Raw genomic sequence first — 25,311 nt, 5'->3', positions numbered from 1 at the left:
GGTGGCGATTTGCCGTCCGTCAACAATCAACTATCACCGGCCGGGCGAATATCCGCGATGCCCGAAGGCGACGCCGCCGGCGATCTCTCGGCCGAGCTGCTCTCCTCGCCGGTGTGGACCGACGCGCAGCTGGCACGCGCCGGCATCCCCGTGGTGGACGCCCCGTTCGTGAGCATCGGCGGGGGCATGGGGTCCTTCGTCATGGTCGACCTCCTGCGGATCTCGGGCTTCCCGTTGGAGAACATCAAGGTCCTGACCACCTCGGACTACCCGTGGGAGAACTACGAGTACCTGACCGGCGTCGGCCAGCTGCCCCCCGGCTACCGGATCCGCTCCGACTCCGCGTCGACCCCGGACAACATCTGGGGCTTTCCCAGCTACGCGGTCCGCGCGGCCTTCGGCGCCCGATCCGTCCGGGGGTTCATCGCACCGATCTGGAACGTGCTCACCGAGAACCTCCTCACCGACTACTGGACCCCGCTCGCGGGCCAGGTGTTCCAGGGCATGTCGCGGGAGGCCGACCGGATCGGCTACTGGCAGACCCTCGCCAAGGGGCAGGCGCGGATGGTGCGCCGCCGCGCCGAGGGCGGCTACTTCTCCATCCTGACGGTGGAGGAGGGCAGCACCCGCAGGATCGCCTACCGGAGTAGCTTCGTCCATCTGGCCGTCGGCTACCCCAGCGTCCGGTTCCTGCCCGACCTGCAGGCCTACCGCCGCCGGTACAACGACGGCTACCGCTTCGTCAACGCCTACGAGCCCCACGAGCACGTCTACGACGACCTGGTGAAACAGCCGGGCACCGTCCTGGTGCGGGGCGGCGGCATCACGGCCTCGGCGATCCTGCACCGGCTGTTCAACGACCGGGAGCGGCTCGGCGCGCAGACCCAGGTGCTGCACCTGATGCGCACCCACGTCGACTCCTCCCACGGCCCGCACGTCTTCATGCGCAGGCGGGGCGGGGACGGCTGGGCCTACCAGGGGTTCAACTGGCCCAAGGCCAGCTGGGGCGGGCAGCTCAAGGTGCGGATGGAGAAGCTCGGCGACGAAGAGCGGCTGCGGATGTGGCAGACCATCAAGGGCACCACGACCCCGTACCGCAAAGGCTGGCAGAAGCAACTCCGGAAGGCGCGGGCCGACGGCTGCTACCGAACCCTGGCCGGGCAGATCGACCACGTGGACCCCGGCCCCGACGGAACCCTGGCCACCTTCATCCGGGAGCGCGACTCCACCGGGACCCGCCGGATCGACGTCAACTTCGTGATCGACGCGACCGGTCTGGTCGGCGACATCACGGAGCACCGCGTCCTGGCCGACCTGCTGGAGTACACCGGTGCCGAGCGCAACGGGCTCGGGCGGCTGCAGGTCTCCCCCACGTTCGAGGTGCCCGGGGCGCGCCACGGGGACAGCCGGCTGTACGCGGCCGGGGCGACGACGGAGGGCTCCTACTACGCGCCCGTCGATTCGCTGCTCGGGCTGCAGTACGCGGCCTTGACGATCTGCGACGACCTGGCCCGGCTCGGTTTCTGCCGCCGGATCGGCCCGATCCGATCGATCTCCCAATGGTGGAAGTGGATGAGGAACGTGACGCCGTGACCCCTACTCTGGCGGGCCGCATCCAGTCCCGGCTCTTCCTGCTCTTCACCGCCGGGCTGGTCTGGACCCTGTTGATCACCCCGCTGCTGCCGGCGGGCTTCGCCCCCCTGACCCAGTCCTACCGGACGACCCTCATCGCCCTGGTTCTCGTCGCGGTGCTCGGCACCGTGCTCTGGGAACCGCTGTACCACCTCCTCCAGCAGTTCCGCTGGGAGAAGGACTGGCCGGCCATCCTCATCCTGCTCCAAGGCGTACCCGAGGGCTGGCTGGTCTACGTGGTGATGCGGGACGTCGTCGACCTCCCCGTCGGCGTCCTCCCCTTCGTCATCCACTTCGCGACCACCTGGCTCGTGGTGTTCGCCTGCCTGCACGGCCCCCTGCGCGTCCCCTTCATCCGCTGGCGCTTCCGTGGTGGGAGACTGATATGAGAATCGACGAGTACAAACTGTCCGTCCAGCCGGGGGAAGGGGTCGTCGGCCGCTTCCCATCCGCGGTCATGCTGCTGGTGAGCGACGAGGACATCGGCGACACCGGCCTCATGGGCCTCTTCGACCATCCCTCGGGGCCCCCGGACGACCTCGACGAGCGGCTCGGCGAGCTGTTCGCCAGAGCCGACACGATCGCCGCCTTCGCCGCCCTGGTCGAGACCGGCGACCGCACCGCGCTCTACCTGCACGGGGCCGTCGAGGTCAGTGCGGACGACCCCGGCGCGGACCTGCGTGCCTTCGGCCCGGAGGAGACCCCCCTGCTCCGCTACGAGGTGCTGGACACCTCGGGGGCGCTGTCGATCCGCTACACCGAGGGCGGCGACGACGGCCGGGCCCCGGCGGCCCTGGACCTGCGCGGCGGCGCCGTACCCGGCGGCGGCTTCGTGCTCACCCCGTCCCCGCAGCCCGCGAACCCGGCCGCGAACGACGACCCGATGGCCGGGACCGCGGCCCGCAGGACGACACCCAGGATCGTGATGCGGGAACCCGCCGTCGCCCCGGCCACGACCACCCAACCCATGACCGCCCACACCATGGCGGCCGAGCCGATGACGGGCGGGACCGCGGACCCGAACGGCGTCGCCGCGCGGAACGCCCCGGCCCGGCCACGCCTGCAGACCCCGAGCCGCCCCCGCAAGCCGTACATCGCCCCGCCGCCCCCGGTGACGGCGCCCGCGGCGACGCAGACGTTCGAACTGCCCGCCCTGGTCACCGCACCCGCCGCCCGGCCTCCCGCGGTCCCCGCGCCGCGGCCCGCCGCTCAGCCCGCCGCCATGGCGGAGGAGGCCGCGGGGACCGGCGGCGCACGGCCCTCCTACGCCGGCCGGCTGCTCGCCAGGCTCCTGGTGGCGATCCTGCCCGGCGCGGCGTGGACGGCCGGCCTGGCCCCGCTGCTCCCCGCCGGATTCGCCCCGCTCAGCGAGATCTACACCATGGTGCTCGTCTCGCTCGGGGTCCTCGTCGTCCTCGGCGCCGCGATCTGGGACCCGGTCTACACCTTCGCGCAGCGGTCGCGGCGGGACCGGGACTGGCCGGTCGCGTTCCTGCCCCTGCAGGCCGTCCCGGAGGGACTGCTCGCCTACGGGGTCCTCAGCCTGCTGCTGGACGACTTCACGGTCAGCCAGCCCACCCTGATCATCTACCTCGCGACGACGAGCGTGGTGCTCGGACTGGGGCTGTACTGCCTGAAGTTCATCCCCGTCACCCGCCGGGGCCTGCTCCGGTACGGCGTCCGCGGCCCCGGGCCGGAGCAGGCCGCGGCGACGGCGCTCCCCCCGGCCGCCTCCGCGACGTCGGTCGCCTCCGACAACCCGTCGAACGCCCCGCTGATCTGGGGGGTCAACTGCCAGCAGGGGCACTTCAACCGACCCGACGCCCGCTACTGCGGCTCCTGCGGGACCGCGATGCACGGGCTGACCCGGGAACCCTTCCAAGCCCCCAGGCCGGTGCTCGGATACCTGGTCTCCGACGACGGGGCCGCCCACGTGCTCGACGGCGACTACGTGGTCGGGCGGGCGCCGCACGCCGACCACAAGGTCCGCGGCGGGCAGGCCCGCGCCCTCATCACCGCCGAGGGCGATCCCACGGTCGCCGACGCCCACGCCGACGTCGAGCTCGACCAGTGGGACGTCGTGGTCACCGACCGGGGTCACGCGACCGGCACCTTCCTTCGCGAACAGGACAGCACCAGCTGGATCCGGCTCACCCCGCACGAGACGTTCGCCATGCAGTCGGGCACGCGCATCCGCGTCGGCGGCCGGGAGTTCGTCTACCACGCGCTCAACCGCCGTTAAGACCATCGTCGGGCAGACCTGAGGAGACAACGACCATGACCGCCGCCTACGACTCCGCCACCACCAAGTCCTTCTACAACACCTGGGGCGCCAACGAGTGGGACCGGCTGGAGAGCTCCCTGGAGAACCAGATCAACTACCGCATCCACAAGGCGATGCTCGCCGAGTTCGTCGGCCCCGGCGACGCCGTGCTCGAAGCCGGCGCGGGCCCCGGCCGCTTCACCATCGAACTGGCCCGGGCCGGGGCGCAGGTCACCGTCTGCGACCTGTCCGACGTCCAGCTCGGCATCAACCGCGAGAAGGTCGCCGAGGCCGGGCTGACCGACCGGGTCACCGGCTGGCACCAGGCCGACATCGTCGACCTGTCCCGCTTCCCCTCCGGCGCCTACGACGCGGTGGTCTGCGTCGGGAGTGTGCTGAGCTGTGTCCTGGACCGGGTCCCCGAGGCGCTCGCCGAGATCGTCCGGGTGACCAGGCCCGGCGGGGTCGTCATCGTCAGCGTGACCTCACGCCACGGCTACCTGCGCGCGGGGCTCGCCCCGATCCTGCGGCTCGCCGGCGCCGGGCAGCTCGCCGCCATCGACAGCGCGGTGACCAGCGGCGACATCGTGGGAATCAACGCCGGCACCGAGCTACTCACCACCCACTTCTTCACCTGGGCGGAGCTGAGGGACGCCTTGACCGCCGCGGGCTGCGAGATCGCCGCGGTGTCCGCCTCGAACTTCCTGTCGGCCGAGTCCGCCGACCTCGACCCCGCGCTGCTGGCCGACCCCGAGGTGATGGAGGCGTTCGTCCGCTGGGAGCTGGAGGCCTGCCGCGCCCCCGGCGCCGTCGACGGCGGCACCCACATCATCGCCGTCGCCCGCCGCCTGGCCGGCTGAGAGAGGGTTCCCGATGCTGAACTACGAGAAGTCGACGTACGGCGAGCGCATCGCCGACATGTACGACTGGATGCACAGCGCCTGGGAGCCCCGGGAGACCATCGACGCCGTGGAGGGCCTCGCCATGGGCGGGGCGGTCCTGGAACTCGGGGTCGGCACCGGGCGGGTCGCCCTGCCGCTGGCCAAGGCCGGGCTCAAGGTGACCGGGGTCGACGTCTCCCCCGCCATGCTCGCCAGACTCCGGGAGAAGGATCCGGGCGGCCTCGTCGAGGCGGTCCGAGGCGACTTCAGCGAACTGCCGGTGCAAGGGCGGTTCTCGGTGGTGTTCGCGGTCAACTCGCTGCTACAGCTCTCCGACCCGGGCGACCAGCTCCGCTGCCTGATCAAAGTCCGCGAGCACCTCGAACCGGGCGGCGTCCTGGCCATCGAGGAGGCCAACCCCGCCGTCTTCACCGGAGGCGGACTCCAGGTGGCGCACATCAGCACCGACGAGCTGCACCTCGTCGCCTCCGAGTACGACCCCGTCGGCCAGCACTACCGGGCCCAGCACGTGATCCTGCGCAACGACGGCGTCCGGCTCAACCCGGTGGCGTTGCGCCTCACCTCGCCCGCCGAGTTCGACCTGATGGCGAATCAGGCGGGCCTGCGCCTGCGCGAACGCTGGGGAAACTGGGCGCGCACCGCGCCGTACGTCGCCGACAGCCGCGCGCACATCTCGTTCTACGAACCGATCTGACCCCGGATGAAGCCCACCCTTCAGCCGGACCGTCCCGCACCACCGACCACGACACACCTTCCACCACGGGGAGAATCCATGTCCGTTCAGGAGCAGTCCGCCGACTACGAGGCCATCATCAGGCAGTACGAGCAGCTCACCGACGTCTCCGAGGTCATCCTCGGCGACAACCTGCACGTCGGCTACTGGGCCGGCGCGGGCGACGACGACTCGATGCAGGCCGCCACGGACCGGCTGACCGACCTGCTCATCGCCAAGCTCGACGTACGGCCCGGCGGGCGGGTGCTCGACGTCGGCTGCGGCACCGGGCGTCCCGCCGTACGGCTCGCGCGGGTCAGGCAGGTGGAGATCGAAGGCATCGACCTCGGCATCCACCAGGTCGAGAAGGCCGTCGCCCGGGTCCGCGAGGAGGGCTTGGACGACAGCATCGTCATCCGGCACGCGGACGCGATGGAGCTGGACTATCCGGAGGAGTCGTTCGACGGCGTGTGGGCGGTCGAGTCGCTGCCGCACGTCCCCGACCGCGCCCAGGTGCTGCGCGAGATCGCCCGGGTGCTGCGGCCCGGCGCGCGCCTGGTCTTCACGATCTGCGTCGAGCTTGTGCCGACCACCGGGGAGAAGCGGGAGTTCCTCGACAACTACTACCGGACCTTCAACGCCTCCTATCCGCCGATCGAGAGCTTGCCGGAGCTGATCGGCCAGGCGGGTCTGGAGGTCGTGGAGCTCATGGAGATCGGTGAGCACGTCTTCAGCAGGACGATGGCCGCGGTGGCCAAGGGATTCCGGGACGCCGCCGACGATCTTGAAAGCAGTGTCGGTCTCTCCCCGCAGCGCACCGAGCTGATGGCCCGGTCGGCCCTGGCCTTCGGCGCGATGGAGGAGACGGGCTACGTCGTCGCCGTCGCCCGCCGCCCTTCCGCCTGACCAGCCTGGGAACCCCCGGCGATCGCCCCGGCACGCGCCGGGGCGATCGCCCGCCATCGGAGATCGACACGCAGCCGCCTAAGGGTTCGCCATGACAGAACAGATCGCCTCCAGCACCGACCCCCTATCCACCGCGGAGTCTCCCGGCCCGGCCCGGCGCCGTCGTCCCGGCCTCGCCCTCGGCCTCATCCTCACCGCCCAGCTGATGTTCGTCCTCGACTCCATGTTCGTCACCATCGCACTGCCCGACATCGGCCGTGATCTCAACTTCACGCCCGAAGGGCTGTCCTGGGTGCCGAGCGCCTACGCCCTCGCGTTCGGCGGCCTGCTGCTGCTCGGCGGGCGCGCCGGCGACGTGTTCGGACGGCGCCGGGTGTTCACCGCCGGTGTCCTGCTCTTCGCGGTCGCCTCCCTGGCGGCCGGATTCGCGCTCTCGGCCGGATGGCTGATCACGGCCCGGGTGCTGCAGGCCGTCGGCGCGGCCTTCGCCGCCCCCAGCGTCCTCGCCCTCATCGTGACCGGCTTCCGGGAAGGCCCCGAGCGCAACCGCGCGCTCAGCCTCTTCTCCGCCGTCTCCGGCTCCGGCATCGCCATCGGCCTCATCCTCGGCGGGGTGCTGACCGACCTGCTCTCCTGGCGCTGGGTCCTGTTCATCAACGTGCCGCTGGGGATCTTCACCGTCCTGCTGACGCCGCGATTCGTCCCCGCCTCCCCCGCACGGCCCGGCCGGCTGGACGTCGCGGGCGCGCTCACCTCGACGCTGGGCGTCGCCTCCCTGGTCTACGCGGTGATCCGCACGTCGGGCAGCGGGTGGGACGACCCGCTCACCCTGACGGCCTTCACCTGCGCGGTGCTCCTGCTGGTGCTGTTCGTCGTCATCGAGGCCCGGACGAAGCAGCCCATCATGCCGTTGCGGCTGTTCACCGACCGGGGCCGAGCGGCGGGATTCCTCGGCATGCTGCTGATCCCCGCCACGATGGGCAGCATGTTCTTCTTCCTCACCCAGTTCCTGCAGACCGCGCTGAAGTTCAGCCCGATCGCCACGGGCTTCGCCTTCCTGCCGTTCGCCCTGGGGTTCATCGCGGCCTCGACGGTGACGCCGAGGCTCACCGTGGGGCTGGGCGCCAGGCCGGTCACCCTGGCGGGGACGCTCCTGGTCGCCGGGGGCGTCGGCTGGCTCACCCGCATCTCCGCCGACAGTACCTACTTCCCCGACCTGGCCGGGCCGATGGCACTGATCGGCATCGGTTCCGGGGCCGCGTTCCTCGCGCTCAACATCGCCATCATGACGAGCGTCCCGCCGCAGGACTCGGGGGTGACCTCGGGCACCCTGCAGGTCCTGCAGAACGTGGGCGCCTCGCTCGGCCTGGCGATCCTGGTGACGGTCTTCACGACGGGCAGCCAGAACGCCGCCGCCACCGCCCCGGCGGGCCCGATGCAAGGCGTCCACATCATGGCGGAGGGGCTGGCACAGGCCTTCACCACCGGCATGATCTTCGCGGCGGGCGCGATCCTCATCGCGCTGACCATCCGGCGGCAGCGCTCCGCCGGCTCCTGAACCCGCCCGTCGAACGGCGGCCCGGCGGGCCCGGCGAACCCGCCGGGCCCACCGATCGTGAGACCACTCGCGGGAACACCGGGGAGGCCCCCTGCGTCGGCGGCCGACTCATCGGTCCCGCCGTGATCCCGCCAGGGGAAGACACAGCCACAAACCGCCGGGGATCGCCACAAGCAGGCCAAGCAGCACGAAGGCCGGGCCCACCCCGGCGGGCCGGTCACCGATGTGATCACCGGTGAGCTGCTCCGGACCGCCTACCGGGTGGACGCCGAGGTGAGCACCAGACCCGACGGACTCCCCCGGCTCTTCCTCCCCCTCGACCGGCCACGGAAAGCCCCGAGTCCCCCAACCTCCCTGCTCACCCGTTCAAGCCCGGAATGGTCCGGCGACCCGTGACCCACCCGGCTGCTCCTGTGTGGCAGCGTGCCGCCGGCTTGGCTCGTGCAACGGTGCCTGCTCGGGATTAGGCGCATGACGGTCGGTAAGGCGTGCACAGCGCGCAATCGGCGACGGCCATGGCCGGCGTCACCACGGGCCCAGCAACCAGGACGGCACTCGGAATGTCACCTGAGCCGTGAGACCGGCGCCCGCCCCTGCGAACGCGTCTCTGCCGCACGAGGTGAGCCGATGAGAAGCTCGGCACCCAATCGGGTCGTGTAGTGGAGCATCAGGTTGGCTTGGCGGACGCTGGCGATCAGGTTGGCTTGGCGGAGTACGTGCGTGTGCTCGCTGGCGGTGGGCAACGAGACGCCGATACTGCCGGCCAGTTCGGTGGTGGTGCAGCCTGGTGCCCGGTCGATGGAGCCGAGGACCTCGGCTCGGGTCCGGCCCAGCAGCGCGATCAGAGCATTGCCTCCGGTGGCGTTCTGCGCGGCCCGGCGGGGGACGGGGTAGGTCAGTACAGGAGGGAGGGCCGGGTCCACCAGGGCGACCGGGTTGGCCCGGCAGAAGTAGGACGGGATCAGTGTCAGGCCGCGCCCGCGGAGCCGGATCTCACGGGTGATTCCCGCCGGGTAGCCGACCTCGAGGACGGGTGGTATCCAGCGCATCGGCGGTGGCAGATGGGCGAGCATGTGCTCGGCGCCGCCGGTGAGGAGATGACGGAGTCGCAGGGTGCGCTCTTCGGAGAGGACACGGTCGATCGTCGCCCAGTGGGGGGTGAGCACGGCCTGGCAGTAGGCGTCCGCGAGCTGTCCAAGTCCCCGGATGGTGTGCGGGGTGCCGCGTGCGAGATCGTCCAGGGCGGTGGAGGGGAGGCCGGTGCTGCGGCGCAGGCGCTCCACGTCATCCCGGACACGCTTGCCGGGTGTGTCGGCAAGCGCCTGGAGGGCGTGCTCGTTGCCGAGTTGGGCTTCGATCGGGGTGAGGAAATCAGGGAAGTACGGGCCCCGGGGAACGAGTGGCAGAAGCAACGTGCGCACGGAGGTCAGCAGGCCGTCTTCGGTGAGGCGGGTATGGGCTTGCCTGCGCCAGGTGGCGGTGGGTCTGTCGCCGTCGCGGGTTTGCAGGCGATGCAGGCTGCCGACCATCTCCCACAGCAGATCGGTCCGTGTGGCGAGCCGGGTAAGCGCGAGGTCTTCGGAGGTGAAGACGATCGTCAGAGTGCCTGTGGCGCATAGTGCCATGTCATGTCTCCCCGTTGGGTGGGCAGGTACAGGACGTGGATCGGGGCGACGTGGATCTGGGGTGGTGCAGCACTTGATCATCCGTCACCTGCTGGGTCGTACCGTGACTTCCTAATTTCTGCCAGCTTGGGTTGATACGCGGGCTATACGCGATCTACACGCCGTGGCTGCGTTACCGGCAGGACCGCGCAATCTCGGCACGAACCTCGGCGGCGCCATCGGCATCGCCCAGCCGCTCACGGGCTGTCGCCAGCAGCTCCATGGCCTCGGCCGGCGCAGGGAAAGAGGGCATCTGGGCGATCAACGGCAGGACACGTTCGATCATCTCGGCTGTTTCGGCGAAATCTCCGAGGCGCAGGCGCGCTCTGGCGACGGCCACACCGACGTCACAGGTCGCGTACATGATTCCGCAGTCGACGGCGTGGCCGGCCGCGAGGGCGAGCTGAGAGCGGGCCTCTTGGCGGTCGCCGACATCGATCGCCACCTGTGCCAGGCCAAGCCGGGCATAGGCCGCTCCCGAAAGATCGTTCACCTGCTCGACCGTTTGGGCGACCGCAAGGAAACCCGTTCGCGCCTCGTCCGGTCTCCCGAGCTTGCGGTAGGTCTCGGCGAGCCAGACCAGCACCATCAGCCGATGCCAGTCGCCTGGGCCTTTCGCCGCCAGCAGGAGAGCCTCCTCCATGTACGGCAGAGCCTCCCCGGGGCGACGCTCGGCCAGATGGATCTGGCCGATGAAGCGCAGGGCCAGACTCTCGCTGACATGATCCCCCACCGCATGGAAGACGTCGCGCATCCATCGATAGCGCCGCAGGGCGTTGGCGTGCTCGCCTCGTATGCGCTCGAGCCTTCCTAGGACCCGCCCGGTGTCGGCCGCACCGTAGTCGTCACCCAGCTCCAGGAAGATCTTCTCAGCTTGCCTGAGCATGGGCTCGGCCTCGTCCAGGGAGCCCAGGCGAAAGGCGCTCACCTCACTGCAGAGCACCATGACGAATGCCTCGGCACGCCGGTCACCCGCCTGCAGAGCCGCCGCCCGGGCGATCGAGAGCATCGCCTGGTACTCCCCCCTGTAGCTCTGGACGTCATAAAGCCAGCTCGCCATCAAGGCGACCCGCCAGCACTCCCCGAAAAGCCCCAACGCCGATGCCTGCCCGACGATGCCGGAAAGGGTCTCCCGCTCGACCTCCAGCCAGGTCACCGCGTGACGCGTGGCGTGGCCGACGCTCTCCTGGTCCACCTCGGCTTCCGGCTCCTCGGCGAGACGGACCGCGTAATCGCGGCCCCGGCTGGCGACTCGCGCCTCACCGGCCAGCCGGAGCAGATGCCGGGCGGCCGATACGACCGCGGACACCGTGTCGGCGGCGGTCTCCTCCTCGGCCATCCGCTCCCGGCAGTAGGCCCGCACGAGATCGTGCATGCCGTACCGGACCTGGCCGGTGCGATCGACGCCGGAGACCTGCACGAGGTGGATGTCCGCAAGGCTCTCCAGCATCTCCTCGGCATCGGCCCGCTTCTCACCGCTGACCGCGACGGCCAGCCACGATGCGGCCTGGGTGACGTCGAGTACGGCGAGCCGCCGGAGCAGCCGCCGCTCCGGCCCGCTCAAACCGTGGTAGCTCAGGTCAAGGCTGGCCCGGACGGCGAGACCGGAATAGGAGAGCTCGTCGAGGCGGCGGTGCTCGTCGGCGAGCCGCTCGGCCAGTTCCCCGATTCCGCGGTGTGGCCGCGCGACGAGACGTGCCCCGGCGATGCGCAGCGCGAGCGGCATCCCGCCGCAGAGCCGTGCCACCTCGTGGGTTCCGGTGTCCTCCGCCGCGACGCGCTCCGCTCCGACGATCCGGCTCAGCAACGTGACCGACTCCTCGCCGTCGAACGGCCGCAGCACGAGCAGCGCCTGGGCGCCGAGACCGGTGAGCCGCCTGCGGCTGGTCACCAGTACGGCGCAGGTGGCGGCGCCAGGCAGCAGAGGCCGCACCTGGTTCTCGTCCATCGCGTTGTCGAGCACCACCAGCGAGCGCCGGTCGGCGAGCAGGGTCCGGTAGAGCGCGGAGCGCTCGTCGGAACTCTCCGGGATGGCGCCGGGGTCCACGCCCAGCGCGCGCAGGAACCCGGCGAGCACGTCCGCGGGGTTCGCCGACCGGCTGTCCACGCCACACAGGTCGACGAAGAGCTGGCAGTCCGGGTAGCTCTCGACGAGCCGGTGCCCGATGTGGACGGCCAGGGCGGTCTTCCCAACCCCCGGAGGGCCGGCGACCACGCAGATCGGTGGTGCCGCCTTCGGCTCGCCGGTCAAGGTCCGCACCGCGGCCGCGAGTTCCTCATCACGGCCGGTGAAATCGGCGAAGTTCCCCGGAAGCTGAGCCGGGGCATCGCGCAGAGGCGCTCTCCCGGTGGCCGCCACGTACCGGGGCGCCGAGAGGTTCAGGGACGGCTCGCCTCGCAGGATGGCCTGCTCCAGCGCGACCACCGTGTGACCGGGGTCCAGGCCGTGCTCTTCGACAAGCCGATGGCGCATGTCACGAGCCAGGTCGAGGGCGTCGACCTGGCGTCCGCTCCGGTAGAGCGCCACCATGAGTTGCGTGTGCAACCGTTCCCGCAGCGGATGGCTGCTCACCAGCCCCTGAAACTCACTGACCACCAGGGCGTGCCGACCCAAGGCGAGCTCGGCGTCGATCAGCGTCTCCACGCCGGCGAGTCGCTTCTCCTCCAGGTGGGTCCGGACCGACTCAACGTATGCCCCCGAGGCATCGCTCAGCGCGGGGCCGTTCCACAGTCCAAGACCCCGGCGGAGCAACCGGACGACGTTCTCCGGATCCTGCTGCGACCGCGCCTGCCTCTCGCAGGCCTCGAACCTGGCCAGGTCCAAATCCTCGAGCCCGGCCTTCAGCATGTAGCCGCCCCGAACCGATGTCACTCCCTCGATGCCGAGGTTTCCCAGCTCGCTGCGGATCGCATATATGGCCGAGTAGACCTGGGAGCGGGCCGAAGGCGGGGGTGCACCGCCCCACAGGGCGTCGATCACCGCATCCAATGTGACCACCCGTTCGGCGTTGAGCAGCAGGAAGCCCAGCAATCCACGCCGCTGAGACCGGCCAAGAGCGCTTGTCCTGCCGTTTCCCTGCACTCTGACCGGGCCGAGGATGGAGAATTGCATGATTTTCCCCTCCCGAGGGCCACGCGACAACTCACGGCACCACGAGTACGTTTCCCGGCAGCATGGCCGGGCCGGCTTGACACAGCCTTGCCATTCACCACCGAGCGCCGCATGTCGTCCGATATGGCGTCCGCTCGGTGTAGCGTCGCCATTCCTCTGGGGTTAGGTCGCGACCAAGAGCCCCGCAGATGCGGCTTGCCGTCTCATGGGGGTCGGTGTTCCACAGCAGTACGCCGCCGTCGGCTCCGGCGGTGGCCAGCGTGTGCCCACCGGGACTGAAGGCGATCGCCTGCACGGGTTCCGTGTGACCGACGAGGCGAGCCGTGTGTCTCCCCTGGCGGACGTCCCACAAGGTGACGGTGTGGTCGCCACTGGTGAAGGCGAGGGTACGGCCGCCGGGGTGGAAGGCGACGCCGGTGGTAAGGGCGTCGGCGTGACCGGTCACCACGGCGAGGCGAGTGCGCCGGGCCACATCCCACAAGATCACCGTCTTGTCGGCGTCGGCGGTGGCCAGAGTGCGGCCGTCGGGACTGAAGGCCACCGTTCTCACCCACGCGGTGTGGGCGGCCAGGGGCGCGGCCAGCGGTCTGCGGGTCGCCACGTCCCAGAGCATCACGATGTGGTCGTGGCCGCCCGTGGCCAGGGTGTGGCCGTCGGGACTGAAGGCGACACCGTTGACGGGCCGGCTGTGGCCGGTGAGGTCAGCCAGGCGGGTGCGGCGGGCCACATCCCACAAGATCACCGTCGAGTCCACGCTGCCGGTGGCCAGGGTACGGCCGTCGGGACTGAAGGCGACGTCGAGTACCGCTCCGGTGTGCCCGATGAGTTCCGAGGAGGTCCCCGTCCCGAGATCCCACAAGGTGACGGTGCCGGCCGAGGTTTCCGGGGACGATCCGGACTCGCCCATCGCCATGGCGAGGGTGCGGCCGTCGGGACTGAAGGCGAGGGCGTAGACGTCCTTTGCCGGGTCGGTGCGGATGGCGTGCAGGGTTCGACTCCGCGTCTCCCACACCGATGTCCGATGTGCGTCGGCTGCGGCCAGCAGCCCGCCGTCGGGACTGAAGGCGACATCGTTGACCCGGGTGGCGTGACCGGCCGGCGAGGCCTGAGCGGTGTTCCACAACAGGACGGCTCCGTCTTCTCCCGCTGAGGCCAGCATGGACGTGCGGGGGTCGAAGTCCAGCGTGTAGACGTTGATTTTGTGTCCGCTGAGACGTCCGCGCAGGGCACGCCGCTCAACGTCCCACAGCAGGATCGCCGGGTCGTGTCCCGAGGTGGCGAGGGTACGGCCGTCCGGGCTGAACTTGAGGGTGATGACCTCCCCCGGCCTCCGATGGCTGAAGGTCGTCAGGCGGGCGCGCCGGCCGACATCCCAGAGGATCACCGTGGTATTCCCGCCCGCGCTGGCCAGGGTACGGCCGTCTGGGCTGAAGGCCACGGCGCCGGCGGTGTGGGCATGCCCGGTCAGGACCGCTGTTCGGACACGCCGCGTGAGGTCCCAGAGGACCACCCGCTTGTCGTCTCCTGCCGTGGCGAGGGTACGGCCGTCGGGACTGAAAGCCACGCCGCGAACCTTCCCCGTGTGCCCGTTGAGCGTCGCCAGGCGGGTATGCCGGAGCGCATCCCACAGGATGACGGCCCGGTCGTCACCGGCGGTGGCCAAAGTGCGGCCGTCGGGACTGAAAGTGATCTCCCTGATCTGCTGTGTGTGCCCGGCGAGGGTGGCGACACGTGCCTGCCCCGCCGTGTCCCAGAGCACGAGGTGACCGTCCTCGCCGCCGGTGGCCAGCAATCCCCCGTCCGGGCTGAGGGCGGCGGCCTTCAGCCACGTGTCGTGCCCGTGAAGCACGGCCAGCCGAGTCCGGCGCCGGACATCCCACACCGCCACCGCCCTGTCCCTGCCGACACTGAACAGTGTGCGGCCGTCGGGACTGAAGAGCACCTGGGAGACGGCACCGATGTGGCCGGTGAGCGTACCCTGGTGCGCTTGCAGGGTGGAGACGCTCAGCAGGGCGCCGCGTGCCTCGACGGTCGGTGCGACGGCGAAGGCGTGCGCGGCCAGCAGCATGGCGGTGCCGGGCTCGGAGTCGGCGACGGTGAGCGTCTGGGCGGCGAGCTGGCGTGACAGCGCGATCCGGTGGGCGCCTTCCGCCTCGCGCCACTGCTGTACGGCCACCAGGGCGGTACCCGCGGTGACGAGCAGCAGTAGCGTGAGACCGAGCGCCAGGTAGCGCAGTTGGCGGCTTCGGCGGACGACTCTGGCGCGTCCGGCCTTTTCCCGCCGGATGGAAGCGTCCAGGAAGTCGCGCTCCAGCCTGTTCAGTGCGTCGCGGCGGCCTTCGTCTGCCCACTCACGGACGACGGCCAGTCGGGCGCCCCGGTACAACGCGCCGGGATCGTGTCCGAGCGCCGCCCACGCCTGTGCGGCCTCGGTGAGCCGGCGGCGCACGCGCAGGGCCTCCCGGTCGGCCGTCAGCCATCGGTGCAGCCGGGGCCAGCCCCGGATCAACGCCTCATGGGCGACCTCCACCGTGTTGTCGCCGAGGGTGATGAGCCGGGCACCGGCGAACATGCCGAGTAGGGCGCGGGTATCGGGCTCCTCCACCTCCAGTTCGTCCTGGGCGATGCGTCGGGCGGTGTCGTCGGTGCCCTCCCCCAGGGCGGTCAGCCGGATGAACATGTCCTTGGCACGCGATTGCCGGGCGGGGGAAAGATCGGCGTACAGCGTCTCGGCGGTCTTCACCAGGGCACCTTGAATGCCGCCCGCCTCCTGGTACCCGGCGAGAGTGAGCGTGTGGCCGCGGCGGCGGCGCCACGTCTCCACCAAGGCGTGCGAGACCAGGGGCAGGGCGCCGGGCTGCCCGACCGCGTCGGCGACGATCGCGGCGAGCAAGGCGCCTTCGACACTGCAGCCGGCGGAGCGGGCGGGTTGCGTGACAGCCTGCCGCAGTTCCTCGGTCGTCATGGGAGCCAGCAGGATCTGCGCGTCCGTGAGCGCCGCCGCGAGATCGAGGTGATCGGCGCAGTGCGCGTAGAAGTCGGCGCGTACGCCGAGCACCACGTGTGTCCGGCCTCCGGTCGTCTGGGCCCCGGCCAGCAGGGCGGCGATGAACCGGCCGCGTTCGTGCGCGTCGTGACAGAGGGTGAAGACCTCTTCGAACTGATCGACGACGATGAGGAGCGGCGCGGGTTGCGACCGGTACGGCGACGGCTGCTCGGTCAGGTCGGGGAGGCCGGACGGGTCGGTGAGGAGCGCGTCGTGCGTCTCGTCCGGTGACCGGCCGCTCGCGGCGGCGACCTGGGCGGCGTACTCGCGCAGCGGGTGCGCTCCGGGGGTCATCAGCACCGTCCGCCACCCCCCGCCGCCTTCCGGGTCGCAGGCGCGTGCCCTGGGGATCAGGCCGGCCCGCAGCAACGACGACTTTCCCACCCCGGATGTGCCGAACACCGCGAGAAAACGCTGTCGAGCCAGTCGCGCGACGAGCTCGTCGACCATACGTTCCCGGCCGTGAAAGGACTCGGCGTCCTCAGCCTGAAACGCGGCCAATCCCAGATATGGACCTCTTCCGTCCGCGTCGTCGCCGGCGCCCGGGGAAAGCAGGCGCGCATCTTCCACAGCCTCTGCGGCCTGGCGCCAGCGCGCCTCCCATTCCGTGCTGTCACCGCCGCACGCCTGTACGTAGGCCAATGTCACCACCAGGCTCGGCAGCTTCTCCCCTCGGGCGGCCTGCGCCAGGGTGCTCGCGGAGTAGTGCACGCGACCCGCCAGGTTCCGATAGCCGGGGTTGCCCGCGCTCTCGCGCAACCGGCGGAGTTCCCACGCGAACCGCTGAACAGCGCCTTCCCCTGGATCCACTGGCCGCTCAGGACGCGGCATTTCCACCTCCGTGAGCACTGCGACGGTTTGTGCAGTGTTGATTGTGCATTGTCTGCCCCGATGCCGCACAACCCGGAAGCGGCTAGATGTGTAAACGCACGAGTCAGAGCCCCGGGGGCTCAGCGGGAGCGGGAGCCGGCACGGTGAGACACAGCCTTGCATCACCGAGTCAAGACGGCGTTGACGAACCGAGAGAACGGGGGTGATCATGCGCAACGGGGATTGGGAGTTCCGGTTGCTCGGTCCGGTCGAGGTGTGGCGCGGCGACAGTCGAATCATGCTCGGCCGACGCGCTCAGCGCTGCCTGCTGGGCCTGCTGCTGCTGGACACGGGGCGGGTCGTCCCGGTGAACCGGTTGCTGGAGCTGCTGTGGGACGACCCGCCGGACAACGCCCGGAGCATCCTCCACAGCCATGTGGCCAGGCTGCGCGGGACCCTGGATCCGGACCGCACCGGTTCCCGGGGGTTCCGGCTGCTGCTCCGTGGCGACGGATACCTGGCCGAGACCGACTCCCAGGCGGTGGACGTGCACCGGTTCCGGGACCTGGTCGGGCGGGCCCGCCGGTCGGCCGATCCGGGCGGCCGGTCCCGCCTGTTCAGGGATGCGCTGTCGTACTGGCGGGGGCCGTTGCTCGCGGACGTCGCCACGGATCGGGTGCGGGACCGGCTGGGGGTCGGTCTCGAGGAGCTGCGATTGTCGGCGATCGAGTCCTGCGTCGACGCCGAACTGGAGTGCGGCCGGCACCGTGAGCTTCTCCCGGAGCTCGCCGATCTGGTGGGGCGGCATCCTCTCAGGGAAAGACTGACACACGCGTACATGCTTGCCCTGTATCGCGACGGCCGCCGGCCCGACGCCCTGGCGGCGTACCGCAGGGTCTGCGGGGACTTGAGCCGGGAACTCGGCGTCGAGCCGGCCGGGGAACTCCACGTTCTGCACGACCGGATCGTCCGCGCGGACCCCTCGCTCCACCTCAAGCCGTCTCGGACGCGGCCGCGATGCTCGTCAGACCGCATCGTGTTCTGCCGAACCTGCCGGATCCGGCGCCGGAAGCGATCCCCAAGGCCGTCGCCGGCTACGAAGAGGCGGTGAACCGGTTCGCGCCGAGCGCCCGCTCTTGGCGGCGAACAGCCGCGATCACGGCAGGTCAGTGTCAAGACACGGCGGTCGCACTGCCCCGGACAGTCGTCACCGCCCGGCGCGGCACGGTTGTCGCGACATCACACACGATGGGCCGGAGCCGGTCCAGGTGGGCCTCGATCACGTCGGTGGTGTCGGTCACGGTCACTTCTTCACTTCTTGTCTTTCTCGTCGTCGGGTCTGGCGGGGGGTCTCCAGCCAGTCGGCCGTCGCCCGTACTTGGCCCATCTGCTCAAGTGATCAGTGCTGGTACGGCCAGTGACAAGTTGGACGATCAGTGGTCATCGCAAGGTGCAGGGGGTGCCGCGGCACCCCCTGCACCTTGCGATGACCGGACACGACGGGTGCGGCGGTCTCGGCGCCCCCCGTCTGTGTGCTGTGCCACGCCGAGCCCTCCACCAGCGAGCGCCAGCCGGGAGCCTGGAACGCACGCTGACCTCAAGGCGCACGGAGGAAGTATCCGACTAACCGAGCCTCGTGTTCCCGGCCAGAGCAATCGTTGCGTGCGCCAAGCTGTACACGACTTGACCAGGGATTTTCGGTTGAAGTCGAATCACATTGAGCTGTCTTGCGGCTAATGGGATCGTCAGGTTCGGGAGGGAAGCCCTCCGATCCAGGGTTACGGATCTGGCGCAAATCGCTGGAAGGGAAAGAAGAGTGCGCAACCTCTTGTTAGGCATTTGCTCTGTGGCTCTTGCCGCGGGGACTCTTCTCACAGTCTCGGAGCCGGCCTACGCCAAGCGGGGCAGCTGCTCGGTATCGACGGGAACGAGCTGGAACAGCAGGTACGTCAATGGCCGGTGCAACGGTGATGGTGAGCCATTCCTGGCCTGGGTGCGGTGCAGAGATCACACCAACTCAAGCCACTTCTACACCAACCAAGGGACATACGGGTACGCCGGAAGACGCGAATCCACCGCCTTTTGCTACCCCTTCGACACCATCTGGTCGTACGGAGTCGGATGGGTCTAACTCTTCGTTGTGCCATGTACGGCAGACCGAGATCACCGACGGTCTGGTGGAACTGCTGGTCCACCTCGCCCACAAGATCAGTGTGCCACGGTCAGCAGAGCACCCCCGTCTCTGTCGCCACCCAGAGTTACTTTGCCCCGGGTGACGCGGACCGAGTTGGAGGTATTCGAGGGCAACACGCGCATCCCCTGCGGATGGACGAGCCGACACAACGACAGCACCTACAACGTCACCCGATCGTTCACCGGCAGCACGAACTGCAGGCAAGCCACAATCCAGATCGTCATGGTGGCTCAGTACGTCAACAACAGGTTCACGCGGGTGATCTATGTGGACAACCCACACTCCTGAACGCCGCTGGTGGCTGAGCCGGTTCCCGCAGGGGAAGGCCCGGGGGTGTCACGGCCCCCGCACGCTTCTGCGTCATGTGCGCGGTGCGGTGACTGCTCATCGCACCGCGCACCCGGCGCAGCCGTACCGGCCTCGGCGCGAATGCAGCCGGTCGAGGTCGGTTCGCGCAGCGGTCGTCCCCCGATCGGGGCGGACTGCCGTCACCGAGCACCCGGCGCAGCCCGTACCCGGATTGGCTCAAGCGCCCGTCCGCGCGGAGGGAACCTGCGACGCGATAGCGGCCGTGAGCCGGTCGGCGAGTGCCCGCATGTGGGTGAGGAGTTCGGGCGGCTCGTGCGCTTCGAACGGCAGGCCGAGCGAGGTGATGTAGAAGAGCATCTCGTCCAGGCTGTTCGACCCGCTCTCCAGCGTGCAGGTGTGTTCGTCGAGCGGTTCGACGACGGCGACGGTCGGGGGGAACCGCGCGGTGACCTCGGCCGCGGGCGCGTGCACGGTGAAGCGGCATCGGTAGCGGTAGGGGGCGCTGGAGATCATGCGCGAGGTGTAGCCGGCCAGGTCGCCTTCCGGCGGGTCGCGCGGGGCGAAGCGGGGACCGCCCGGGGTGCGCAGCCGCACCCGGTCCAGGCGGAAGGTGCGCCAGTCGTCGCGTCCGGTGTCGAAGGCGACGAGATACCACCGGCGGTCCGAGGCGACCAGACGGTGCGGTTCGACCAGGCGGACGGTCTCGGTGCCGTCGTAAGACCGATAGTCGAATCTGAGCCCCATCCGGTCGCGGCAGGCGGCGGCCACGGCGGTGAGGAGCTCCGGGTCGACGGTGGGGCCGCCCGCGGTCATGGGCACGGTCATCGCCTGCAGCGCACCGACCCGGGCGCGCAGCCGGGACGGCAGCACCTGCTCCAGCTTCATGAGGGCCCGTACGGAGGTCTCCTCGATACCGGTGACGCCGCGCGCTGCGGCGGTGCGCAGGCCGATCGCGACGGCGACCGCCTCGTCGTCGTCCAGCAGCAGCGGCGGCAGCGCGGTGCCGGCGCCGAGCCGGTAGCCGGACATGCCGGCCGTGGCATGGACGGGATATCCGAGTTCGCGGAGCCTGTCCACGTCACGGCGGACGGTACGGCCGGACACGCCGAGACGTTCGGCGAGCTCCGCGCCCGACCAATCGCGGTGGGTCTGCAGGAGTGAGAGCAGTCTGAGCAAGCGAGCCGATGTTTCCAGCATTTTCTCACTGTGCCATACACCTAGGACTGAACCTGTCCTAACCCTGATCTAGCGTTGCCCACATGACGCCGAACAAGCCTGAAATCCACCCCTTCCGCATCGACATCCCCCCGGCCGACCTGGACGATCTGCGTAACCGGCTCGCTCGCACCCGCTGGCCGGACGAGCTGGACGGCGTCGCGTGGTCCTACGGCGTGCCCGTGTCCTACGCCAGGAAACTGGCCGAGTACTGGGGCACCGACTACGACTGGCGACGCCACGAAGCGGAGCTAAACCGGTTCCCGCAGTTCACCACCGAGATCGACCGGCAGAACATCCACTTCCTGCATGTGCGCTCCCCCGAGCCGGACGCGCTGCCGCTGATCGTCACGCACGGGTGGCCGGGCTCCGTGGTCGAGTTCATGAAGATCATCGGCCCGCTCACCGACCCCCGCTCGCACGGCGGCGACCCCGGGGACGCCTTCCACGTCGTCGCCCCCTCCATCCCCGGCTTCGGCTTCTCCGGCCCGACCGCGGAGACCGGGTGGGACATGCCGCGCGTGGCGCGGGCCTGGGCGGAGCTGATGGACCGCCTTGGATACGAGCGGTACGGCGCCCAGGGCGGCGACTCGGGATCCTTCATCGCCCCCGAACTCGGCCGGGTGGCACCGGAGCGCGTCGTCGGCGTGCACGTCAACGGCGGACTCGGATTCCCCTCGGGAGACCCCGCCGAGTTCGAGAACCTGTCCGAAGCCGAGCAGACCCGGATGGCCCGGCACAGCGAGGACGGCCTGGGCTACGCGATCATCCAGTCCACCCGGCCGCAGACGGTGGCGTACGGGCTGCACGACTCGCCCGCCGGGCAGCTCGCCTGGATCACGGAGAAGTTCCAGGAGTGGACCGACCCCGCCCGCGACCTGCCCGAGGACGCGGTCGACCTCGACCAGCTCCTCACCAACGTCAGCGTCTACTGGCTCACCGGCACCGCGGCCTCCTCGGCGCGCCTCTACAAGGAGAGCGCGGCCGTGTGGGGACAGCCCCAGGAGTACTCCGCCCTGCCCCACGGAATGGCGGCGTTCCCCACGGACTACGCGATCCGCCGGGTGGCCGAGCGCGACCACAAGGTCGTGCACTGGACGGAGTTCGACCGCGGCGGGCACTTCGCCGCGATGGAGGCACCCGACCTGCTCGTCGGCGACATCCGGGAGTTCTTCCGCCTCGTGCGCTAGACGTGGGTCTTCGCCTCTCGCACTCGCCGGTGGCTCCGCGTCTCAATCCGGTTCCCGCGGATGGAGCCGCGAGCCGCCCGGCACGCGAAAGCCGACATGGGTTTCCGGGAACCGCGGGGCCGATCGGACCGACCAGGCGCAGCCCGTACCGTGCGCGTGCGGCGAGCAGGAATGTGCAAGGACACAAGAGTTCTGAGGCTCGTACTCCCCATGGCCGGCTGATTGCGTGGTCCATGCCTGCTTGAGAAGGGACCGACGATGACCGACGACCACCGCAGCGGGATCTCTCTGCGCGTCAACGGGGTGACACACCGGTTGACCGTCGACAACCGCACGACGCTGCTCGACGCGTTGCGTGAGGATCTCGGCCGCACCGGGCCGAAGAAGGGATGCGATCACGGGCAGTGCGGGGCGTGCACCGTGCTGCTCGACGGCAGACGTGTGGTGTCCTGCCTGACGCTGGCGGTCGCCGCCGAAGGGGCCGAGGTCACCACGATCGAGGGCGTCGAGCACCCGCTCCAGGCGGCCTTCGTCGCGCATGACGGCTTCCAATGCGGTTTCTGCACGTCCGGGCAGATCTGCTCGGCCGTCGGGATGCTGGCCGAGCATGCGGCGGGCTGGCCCAGCGCGGTGACCGCCGACGTCTCCCCCGATACCCCACCGCCGACCTTGGACGCGGCGGAGGTGCGTGAGCGGCTGAGCGGCAACCTGTGCCGCTGCGGGGCGTACCCGGCGATCGTGCGTGCCGTCATCGAGGTGGCGGGATGAAGGAGTTCGCCTACCGGCGCGCGACGGATCTGCGTGACGCGCTGATCGCGGGGAGCACGGGCGCACGCTACCTGGGCGGTGGCACGAACCTCGTCGACCTGATGAAGAGCGGAGTCGAGGCGCCCGACCGGCTGGTCGACGTACGGTGGCTGCCCTTGGCCGGGATCCGCGAGACACCGGACGGCGGACTGCTCATCGGCGCCACGACCACCAACAGCGACCTGGCGGCCCATCCCGGGGTACGGCGGCGCTACCCGGCGCTGAGCCAGGCGGTGCTGGCCGGCGCGTCCGGACAGCTGCGCAACATGGCCACGGTGGGCGGCAACCTCCTGCAGCGGACCCGGTGCGGCTACTTCGCCGACCCCTCGTACGCCTGCAACAAGCGCCTGCCCGGAAGCGGCTGTCCCGCGATCGCCGGACAGCATCACAATCACGCCGTCCTCGGCTGGTCGCCGCACTGTGCCGCCACCCATCCCTCGGACATGGCGGTGGCGCTGGTCGCGTTCGACGCAATCGTCCGCTACGAGACCCTGGATGGCGGGGGCGAGATCCCACTGGAGGAGTTCTACCCGCCCGTCGGCGACACACCGCAGCGGGAGACGGCACTGCCGCCCGGAGCCCTGATCACCGCGGTCGTCCTCCCGGGATCCGCGGTCTCCCCGCGGTCGCGCTACCGGAAGGTGCGCGAGCGGGCGTCGTACGCCTTCGCCACCGTCTCCGTCGCCGTCGGCCTGGACGGTGACGGGGGTTCGGCACGGATCGCCCTCGGCGGTGTCGCTTCGCGGCCGTGGCGTGCCCGGACCGCCGAGTCCTCCCTCCTGGCGGGTCCGCCCACCGCCGACGGATTCCGAGCCGCAGCCGATGCCGAGCTGTCGGCGGCCAGGCCGCTGCCCGGCAACGGCTACAAGGTCACGCTCGCCCGCAACCTGATCGTGGCGGTCCTGGAGGAGGTCCACGCATGAACACCGCGAACGGAGCCGTCGGGACCGCGCGGCCCAGGATCGAGGGAAAGGCCAAGGTCACCGGAGCCGCGCGCTACGCCGCCGACGTGCCGATGCCGGACCTGCTCGCCGGCTCGGTCGTGCTGTCCACCGTGTCCCGTGGGCGCATCCGCGGCGTCGACGTCTCGGCCGTCCGGGACATGCCCGGCGTGGTGGGCGTGATCGACCACACCAATGCGCCCCGCCTCAATCCGAAAGCAGGTGGCTTCTTCGGCCCGGACGGCCAGTTGCGGCTGCTGCAGGACGCGGTGGTCCCCTTCGCCGGATGGCCGGTCGCGCTCGTGGTGGCCGAGACGCCGGAGCAGGCGCGGGCGGCAGCCGACGCACTGCCGGTGACCTATGACGAGGAGCCGCACGACACGGCCTTCACCGCCGATCATCCGGCGGGCCGCCCGGCATTGACGATCTTCGATGAGCCGGTGGACGTCGGTGACGTCGAGGCCGGGCTGGCCGCGTCCGCCGTGGTGGTGCAGGAGCGCTATCGCACGCCCGAGGAGCACTGCAGCGCGATGGAGCCGCACTCGGCGACCGTGTGGTGGGAGGGGGAACGCCTGGAGGCGATCGACTCCAATCAGGGGCCGTTCACCATAGCCGCCACCCTGGCCGCGCTGTTCTCCCTCAGCCTTGATCGAGTGCGCGTCCGCACCGAGCAGGTCGGCGGCGGGTTCGGCTCGAAGGGGTTGTGCGGCCCTCAGCTGATCCTGGCCGCGATGGCCGCGCTGCGGTTTCGGCGGCCCGTGCGGGTCACGCTGACCCGCGCCCAGGTGTTCCTCGCCACGGCGATGCGGCCGGCCACCGACCAGCTCATCCGGATCGGCGCCGACGCCGACGGCCGCCTGCGGGCGATCTGGCACGAACCCGCCTTCGAGATCTCTCCGCTGGCGGAGTACATCGAGGGCTGCACCGAGCTCACCAAGACCCTCTACGCGGCACCGGCCATCCGGACGAACCTCACCGCGGTCCCCCTCGACATCCTGCCGCCGGGCTCGATGCGCGGACCCGGCGCCGTCCCCGGGTCGTTCGCCCTCGAATCCGCCATGGACGAGCTGGCGGAGCGGCTGGACCTCGATCCCCTGGAACTGCGGCTGCGCAACGAGCCGCCGGTCGGCCCCGTGTCCGGCCTGCCGTTCAGCAGCCGGAACCTCGTCGCCTGCCTGCGGGAAGGGGCGCGCAGGTTCGGCTGGGACACCCGAGATCGTCGGCCGCGGCTGCGGCGTGACGGAGCCCTGCTGATCGGTACGGGGCTGGCCGCCACGTCCTTCAGCGTGGGCGCGTTCCCCTCGTCGGCGTCGATGACCGCGGAGCCGGACGGGACCTTCACCGTCGCCATCGGCGCCACCGACCTCGGCACCGGCGCACGCACCGCGCTGACCGCGATCGCCGCCGACGCACTGGCCGTCGGCATCGACCTGATCCGCCTCAAGATCTCCGACAGCGCCCTCGGACCCGCCTGGCCCGCGGGCGGCTCCCGGGGAACCACGTCCTGGGCCTGGGCGATCGCCGAAGCCGCGGCGAAGCTGCGTGAGCAGGACCGTCGCGGGACGGTCACGGTCGACACCGGCCAATCGCTCGGCGACCTGCCCTCCCTGGAACGGCACGCCTACAGCGCCGTGTTCGCCGAGGTGGGTGTCGACCCGGCGACCGGCGAGGTACGGGTACGCCGGCTGCTCGGGATGTTCGCCGTGGGCCGGGTGGTCAACCCGCTCACGGCCCGCAGCCAGGTCGTCGGAGGGATGATCGGCGGGCTGTCCATGGCCCTGCACGAGGAAGGCGTTCGCGATCCGGTCTCGGGCCGGCACGTCAACGCGGACTTCGCCGGCTACCACATCGCCTCGCATGCCGACGTGCCCGACATCGAGGCCGACTTCGTGCCCGACTACGAACCCGGCATTCCGCTGGGTATCAAGGGCGCCGGTGAGATCGGCAATGTGGGTACGGCCGCCGCGATCGCGAACGCCGTCTGGCATGCGACGGGGGTCAGGCAGCGGTCCTTGCCGATCCGGCTCGACCGGGTGCTGGAGGCGTGAGC

19 protein-coding genes are annotated in these 25,311 nt (G+C 70.4%); 14 read left to right on the top strand and 5 right to left on the bottom strand.

Annotated features, from left to right (window positions below; genetic code table 11):
• Window positions 1–57 precede the first annotated feature (57 nt).
• The 8 genes from RUR_RS09145 to RUR_RS09110 all read left to right on the top strand — a co-directional run bounded on the left by RUR_RS09145 (window position 58) and on the right by RUR_RS09110 (window position 8,369).
• Entirely contained in the window at window positions 58–1,593 is a 1,536-nt protein-coding gene (locus RUR_RS09145) for an FAD/NAD(P)-binding protein (protein ID WP_283134513.1), read from the top strand.
• The gene (locus RUR_RS09140; RefSeq protein ID WP_283134512.1) at window positions 1,590–2,021 is read left to right on the top strand and encodes a hypothetical protein; all 432 of its coding nucleotides are present in this window, start codon (window positions 1,590–1,592) and stop codon (window positions 2,019–2,021) included. The genes RUR_RS09145 and RUR_RS09140 overlap by 4 nt, the downstream gene beginning before the upstream one ends.
• Window positions 2,018–3,874: an FHA domain-containing protein gene (locus RUR_RS09135; RefSeq protein WP_283134511.1), complete on the top strand. Its 1,857-nt coding sequence runs from the start codon at window positions 2,018–2,020 to the stop codon at window positions 3,872–3,874. Before RUR_RS09140 ends, RUR_RS09135 begins: the two co-directional genes overlap by 4 nt.
• 35 nt (window positions 3,875–3,909) lie before the next feature.
• Entirely contained in the window at window positions 3,910–4,755 is an 846-nt protein-coding gene (locus tag RUR_RS09130) for a class I SAM-dependent methyltransferase (RefSeq protein ID WP_283134510.1), read from the top strand.
• Window positions 4,756–4,768: 13 nt separating this feature from the next.
• Window positions 4,769–5,491 carry a class I SAM-dependent methyltransferase gene (locus RUR_RS09125; RefSeq protein ID WP_283134509.1) on the top strand — a complete coding sequence of 241 codons (723 nt, stop codon included), beginning with the start codon at window positions 4,769–4,771 and terminating at the stop codon, window positions 5,489–5,491.
• Between the two features lie 78 nt (window positions 5,492–5,569).
• Window positions 5,570–6,415: a methyltransferase domain-containing protein gene (locus RUR_RS09120; RefSeq protein ID WP_283134508.1), complete on the top strand. Its 846-nt coding sequence runs from the start codon at window positions 5,570–5,572 to the stop codon at window positions 6,413–6,415.
• A gap of 91 nt (window positions 6,416–6,506) precedes the next feature.
• Window positions 6,507–7,973, top strand: coding sequence for an MFS transporter (locus RUR_RS09115; RefSeq protein ID WP_283134507.1), 1,467 nt, complete (start codon window positions 6,507–6,509; stop codon window positions 7,971–7,973).
• A gap of 225 nt (window positions 7,974–8,198) precedes the next feature.
• Entirely contained in the window at window positions 8,199–8,369 is a 171-nt protein-coding gene (locus RUR_RS09110) for a hypothetical protein (protein ID WP_283134506.1), read from the top strand.
• Window positions 8,370–8,536: 167 nt separating this feature from the next.
• Here RUR_RS09110 and RUR_RS09105 read toward each other — a convergent pair whose 3' ends face one another.
• The 3 genes from RUR_RS09105 to RUR_RS09095 all read right to left on the bottom strand — a co-directional run bounded on the left by RUR_RS09105 (window position 8,537) and on the right by RUR_RS09095 (window position 16,605).
• Entirely contained in the window at window positions 8,537–9,598 is a 1,062-nt protein-coding gene (locus RUR_RS09105; protein WP_283134505.1) for a winged helix-turn-helix domain-containing protein, read from the bottom strand.
• Between the two features lie 172 nt (window positions 9,599–9,770).
• Window positions 9,771–12,749, bottom strand: a complete 2,979-nt coding sequence (locus RUR_RS09100) for an AfsR/SARP family transcriptional regulator (RefSeq protein ID WP_283134504.1) — start codon at window positions 12,747–12,749, stop codon at window positions 9,771–9,773.
• A gap of 94 nt (window positions 12,750–12,843) precedes the next feature.
• Window positions 12,844–16,605, bottom strand: a complete 3,762-nt coding sequence (locus tag RUR_RS09095; RefSeq protein ID WP_283134503.1) for a WD40 repeat domain-containing protein — start codon at window positions 16,603–16,605, stop codon at window positions 12,844–12,846.
• A 229-nt stretch (window positions 16,606–16,834) separates the two neighbouring features.
• On the opposite strand from RUR_RS09095, the gene RUR_RS09090 reads away from it, so the two are divergent.
• Window positions 16,835–17,716, top strand: coding sequence for an AfsR/SARP family transcriptional regulator (locus RUR_RS09090; protein WP_283134502.1), 882 nt, complete (start codon window positions 16,835–16,837; stop codon window positions 17,714–17,716).
• A gap of 61 nt (window positions 17,717–17,777) precedes the next feature.
• Here RUR_RS09090 and RUR_RS09085 read toward each other — a convergent pair whose 3' ends face one another.
• Window positions 17,778–17,906: a hypothetical protein gene (locus RUR_RS09085; protein ID WP_283134501.1), complete on the bottom strand. Its 129-nt coding sequence runs from the start codon at window positions 17,904–17,906 to the stop codon at window positions 17,778–17,780.
• A gap of 971 nt (window positions 17,907–18,877) precedes the next feature.
• Between RUR_RS09085 and RUR_RS09080 the strand changes: the two genes are divergently transcribed.
• Entirely contained in the window at window positions 18,878–19,087 is a 210-nt protein-coding gene (locus RUR_RS09080) for a hypothetical protein (protein ID WP_283134500.1), read from the top strand.
• Window positions 19,088–19,324: 237 nt separating this feature from the next.
• On the opposite strand, the gene RUR_RS09075 is transcribed toward RUR_RS09080, so the two are convergent.
• Window positions 19,325–20,305, bottom strand: a complete 981-nt coding sequence (locus RUR_RS09075) for a helix-turn-helix transcriptional regulator (RefSeq protein WP_283134499.1) — start codon at window positions 20,303–20,305, stop codon at window positions 19,325–19,327.
• A gap of 62 nt (window positions 20,306–20,367) precedes the next feature.
• Here RUR_RS09075 and RUR_RS09070 point away from each other — a divergent pair, with 62 nt between their 5' ends.
• From RUR_RS09070 to RUR_RS09055, 4 genes are all read left to right on the top strand, one after another.
• Window positions 20,368–21,513, top strand: coding sequence for an epoxide hydrolase family protein (locus tag RUR_RS09070; protein ID WP_283134498.1), 1,146 nt, complete (start codon window positions 20,368–20,370; stop codon window positions 21,511–21,513).
• A gap of 258 nt (window positions 21,514–21,771) precedes the next feature.
• A complete protein-coding gene (locus RUR_RS09065) occupies window positions 21,772–22,281 on the top strand; it encodes a 2Fe-2S iron-sulfur cluster-binding protein (protein WP_283134497.1) in 510 nt (169 codons plus the stop codon).
• On the top strand, window positions 22,278–23,243 hold the full coding sequence (locus RUR_RS09060) for an FAD binding domain-containing protein (protein ID WP_283134496.1): 966 nt from the start codon (window positions 22,278–22,280) through the stop codon (window positions 23,241–23,243). The genes RUR_RS09065 and RUR_RS09060 overlap by 4 nt, the downstream gene beginning before the upstream one ends.
• The gene (locus tag RUR_RS09055) at window positions 23,240–25,309 is read left to right on the top strand and encodes a xanthine dehydrogenase family protein molybdopterin-binding subunit (protein WP_283134495.1); all 2,070 of its coding nucleotides are present in this window, start codon (window positions 23,240–23,242) and stop codon (window positions 25,307–25,309) included. Before RUR_RS09060 ends, RUR_RS09055 begins: the two co-directional genes overlap by 4 nt.
• The last annotated feature ends 2 nt before the right edge of the window (window positions 25,310–25,311 follow it).

The sequence above is a fragment of the Rhizohabitans arisaemae genome (genome assembly GCF_025996515.1).
Classification (GTDB): domain Bacteria; phylum Actinomycetota; class Actinomycetes; order Streptosporangiales; family Streptosporangiaceae; genus Rhizohabitans; species Rhizohabitans arisaemae.
This window is presented reverse-complemented; position numbering and strand designations above follow the sequence as displayed.

Bases quoted from the DNA above. Each gene is read 5' to 3' on its own strand.
- RUR_RS09145 (WP_283134513.1), top strand. From the start codon at position 58: ATGCCCGAAGGCGACGCCGCCGGCGATCTCTCGGCCGAGCTGCTCTCC.
- RUR_RS09135 (WP_283134511.1), top strand. From the start codon at position 2,018: ATGAGAATCGACGAGTACAAACTGTCCGTCCAGCCGGGGGAAGGGGTC.
- RUR_RS09130 (WP_283134510.1), top strand. From the start codon at position 3,910: ATGACCGCCGCCTACGACTCCGCCACCACCAAGTCCTTCTACAACACC.
- RUR_RS09125 (WP_283134509.1), top strand. From the start codon at position 4,769: ATGCTGAACTACGAGAAGTCGACGTACGGCGAGCGCATCGCCGACATG.
- RUR_RS09120 (WP_283134508.1), top strand. From the start codon at position 5,570: ATGTCCGTTCAGGAGCAGTCCGCCGACTACGAGGCCATCATCAGGCAG.
- RUR_RS09115 (WP_283134507.1), top strand. From the start codon at position 6,507: ATGACAGAACAGATCGCCTCCAGCACCGACCCCCTATCCACCGCGGAG.
- RUR_RS09105 (WP_283134505.1), bottom strand. From the start codon at position 9,598: ATGGCACTATGCGCCACAGGCACTCTGACGATCGTCTTCACCTCCGAA.
- RUR_RS09100 (WP_283134504.1), bottom strand. From the start codon at position 12,749: ATGCAATTCTCCATCCTCGGCCCGGTCAGAGTGCAGGGAAACGGCAGG.
- RUR_RS09090 (WP_283134502.1), top strand. From the start codon at position 16,835: ATGCGCAACGGGGATTGGGAGTTCCGGTTGCTCGGTCCGGTCGAGGTG.
- RUR_RS09075 (WP_283134499.1), bottom strand. From the start codon at position 20,305: ATGCTGGAAACATCGGCTCGCTTGCTCAGACTGCTCTCACTCCTGCAG.
- RUR_RS09070 (WP_283134498.1), top strand. From the start codon at position 20,368: ATGACGCCGAACAAGCCTGAAATCCACCCCTTCCGCATCGACATCCCC.
- RUR_RS09065 (WP_283134497.1), top strand. From the start codon at position 21,772: ATGACCGACGACCACCGCAGCGGGATCTCTCTGCGCGTCAACGGGGTG.
- RUR_RS09060 (WP_283134496.1), top strand. From the start codon at position 22,278: ATGAAGGAGTTCGCCTACCGGCGCGCGACGGATCTGCGTGACGCGCTG.
- RUR_RS09055 (WP_283134495.1), top strand. From the start codon at position 23,240: ATGAACACCGCGAACGGAGCCGTCGGGACCGCGCGGCCCAGGATCGAG.